Origin of the sequence: Leptolyngbya cf. ectocarpi LEGE 11479 (assembly GCF_015207065.1) — a bacterium.
In the GTDB taxonomy this organism is placed as follows: domain Bacteria; phylum Cyanobacteriota; class Cyanobacteriia; order Phormidesmidales; family Phormidesmidaceae; genus Leptothoe; species Leptothoe ectocarpi.
Window position 1 is genome coordinate 1 of the sequence record NZ_JADEXP010000547.1, and the last position, 2,582, is coordinate 2,582.

The following is a 2,582-nucleotide window of genomic DNA, read 5'->3' on the forward strand; positions in this document are numbered from 1 at the left end:
TTTATATCCTGGGTCCCGGAGATCAAGTAGCGATCGAAGTTTTTGGGTATGAGGAGTATACGGCGTCTAAGGTAATTTTGCCAGATGGGACGATTTCATTGCCCCTAGTTGGAGCAGTACAAGCAGCAGGTCAAACCTCTGATTCCTTAACTCAGCTGTTAACGACCGAGTTATCGAACTATTTAGTAGATCCAGTAGTCAGCGTTAGTTTAACGATATTGCGACCTGTACTGGTTACCGTTTCTGGAGAAGTGCAACGCCCTGGCCCTATCCAGTTGCGTAGTCTAACCACCACAAATGACTTTGATAATGGAATTAACGATATTAATAGCGCTATAGACGATAACTTAGACGGAATACCTACGGTAAGTTCAGCACTGATCCAGGCAGGCGGCATTACTCAAAATGCAGACATTCGCCAGGTGCTGGTCCGGCGGTCTCGATCAGCCAATGACTCAGTAACAACAACAATTAATTTGTGGGACGCTGTTTGGTCAGACAACGCAGTTCAAGATTTAGTTTTGCAGGATGGAGACTCACTGTTTGTTCCACGTTTAGCAGAAGGAGAAACATTAGATCGGCGATTAATTGCACGATCGACACTAGCCCCAAGCGTCGTACGAGTGCGCGTTGTTGGTGAGGTAGTACGGCCTGGAGAAGTGCAAGTGCCACCGGACAGTTCGCTTTCTAGTGCTGTGGCAATTGCGGGTGGGCCAACGACTGATGCCAAGCTAAGTAAGGTGGAATTTGTCCGACTGAATGAGCAGGGACAGGTTGAACATCAAGAAATTGATCTACGTAATCTAGTAGATGATTTTCAAATTCAAGAGGGGGACGTTGTCATCGTTCCGAAGAAAGGATCCGCATCATTTTTCGATTTAGCAGGTGACTTATTTGCACCAATAAACCTGTTACGAGGAGTAGTTGATCTGTTCGACAACAACAATTAACTTTCCCGATTCTTCTAAGTGTCTGATGAATGAGAAGGAGGATATTTTATTCCTATTCAAAAGTATTTTATTCTCTGACTTTTTATATTTAAGACTTTGCTTTTAGATACAATGTTGTGTCTTTCATCAACTAAAAACACTGATATCTTACACTCAGTGTTACCCAACTAAGACACCAGTGCAAGATATCAGCTCGGCCAATCACCAATATACTCATTATATAATTAGGAGAATTAAAGTTAATGCGAGTAGCATTTATCTTGCCTGGGTTACATCGAGTAGTCCGAGGTGCTGAGGGCGCATTTGAGTCGATTGCTCGTGAATTAGCTCAGATGAGTGATGTTGAAGTGACTTTATTTGGCTCTGGCGAACCACGTGAGAATGAGCCCTATAACTTTATCCATGTGCCTAACGTTCCTCGCGAATCATTTGAGCATTGGCCAAAATTCCCAGTTTTGCGAACTGAATATGCTTATGAGGAACTCACCTTTGTAGCTTCCCTTATAAAGTACTATAAGCCAAAGGACTTTGATTTCGTTGTAACCTGCTCTTACCCTTTTATTAATTGGCTATTGCGTATTGGTAATAAACAACACCAGCCTGTTCATATATACGTTACAGAAAATGGGGACTGGGAAATCCAAGGCAATCGCAGTGAGTATCGTTATTTTTCATGCGATGGTCTAGTCTGCATAAACCCGGAATACTATGAAAGGAATAAGGATAAATGGAAATCCATGCTAATTCCAAATGGGGTGAATCCAGATTCTTTCGTTCCAGGACCTGCTAACCGAGAACTATTTAACTTGCCAGAGGATGTGCCCTTAGCGCTAATAGTGAGTGCTCTAATTTCCTCTAAAAGAGTCTGCGAGGGCATCAGGGCAGCATCCAAAATTGACGGCTTACATCTAGTGGTTTGCGGAGATGGTCCCGAGCGCGATCAAGTCAAGGCGTTAGGAGAAGAACTCATGCCTGGGCGATTTAAGCTTATGAAGTTGACTCGCCAGCAGATGCCAGATATGTATCGTGCGGCTGACCTACTACTACACATGAGTCTAGATGAACCATTTGGCAATATCTATATTGAAGCATCAGCCATCGGATTACCGGTCGTTGCTCATGATTGGAAAGCGACACGATGGATTTTAGAAGATACAGCTATTTTAGTAGATACAACTAGTGATAAAGAAACAATTGCGGGGATAAATAAGGCCCTAAAGCGTCGATATCAGGACTCTATTGAGCTAAGACGCCAACTTGTTGAGAAACGTTTTGCGTGGAAGAATATAGCGAAAATGTATTATGAATTCTTTAGAAGTTTCGATTCGAATTTACTGAATGAGCAACAAGTGATTGTATCGTAAAACAGTTTCTTCGCCTTATTAGGCTATTGTATCTAGCTTTATAAGCTGTTGTATTTTAGTCTCTACGTATCTTACTTTAAAGATAAAATCGGTTCAACCTGCTAGATAAACCTATGTTCTTGTATCTCTCAAAAATCTACTATCTTCTCGAAGGAAGCAGAGCTAAACTAATTATTATTCTATTTGTCTTCTTGCTCACGTCATTGCTAGAAGCAGTTGGGATAGGACTGATTGGACCATTTTTGGATATGGCAACAGAGCCAGAGAG

Annotated in this window: 2 protein-coding genes; both read left to right on the forward strand. The window is 42.0% G+C overall.

Going from position 1 to position 2,582, the window contains the following annotated elements; genetic code table 11:
* Window positions 1–950, forward strand: a 950-nt coding sequence (locus IQ260_RS29715) for a polysaccharide biosynthesis/export family protein (protein WP_193996655.1), incomplete at its 5' end; no start/stop codon positions are given.
* 242 nt (window positions 951–1,192) lie between these two features.
* Window positions 1,193–2,314, forward strand: coding sequence for a glycosyltransferase family 4 protein (locus IQ260_RS29720; protein WP_193996656.1), 1,122 nt, complete (start codon window positions 1,193–1,195; stop codon window positions 2,312–2,314).
* Window positions 2,315–2,582 lie beyond the last annotated feature (268 nt).

Coding starts and splice junctions, on each gene's coding strand:
- IQ260_RS29720 (WP_193996656.1), top strand. CDS start 1,193: ATGCGAGTAGCATTTATCTTGCCTGGGTTACATCGAGTAGTCCGAGGT.